This window comes from Dellaglioa sp. CoH-55-MRSF-8, from assembly GCF_056782195.1.
Map to the genome: position 1 here is coordinate 1 of NZ_JBXAYH010000242.1, position 247 is coordinate 247.

Annotated in this window: 1 protein-coding gene; it reads left to right on the top strand. The window is 60.7% G+C overall.

From position 1 onward, the window contains the following. The coding region (locus tag AC1RPW_RS08615; RefSeq protein WP_481769549.1) for a tRNA(His) guanylyltransferase Thg1 family protein at positions 1 to 247 on the top strand (247 nt) is incomplete at both ends.

Sequence of the window (247 nt, forward strand, 5' to 3'; positions counted from 1 at the left end):
GGGCGCTCCATGATGCCCGGCCTTCCTATTCTGGCGCGGCTCGACGGCCGTGCGTTCCACACGTTCACGCGCGGTCTGGATCGTCCGTACGACAAGCGATTCATGCAGTGCATGATCGATACGACGAAGGCACTTGTTGACGAATTTCAGGCTGATCTGGGGTACACGCAGAGCGACGAGATCACGCTGTACTGGCGCAATGCCCCGGTCTGGCGTACGAATGGCACGACGGAAACGATGCTGCCCG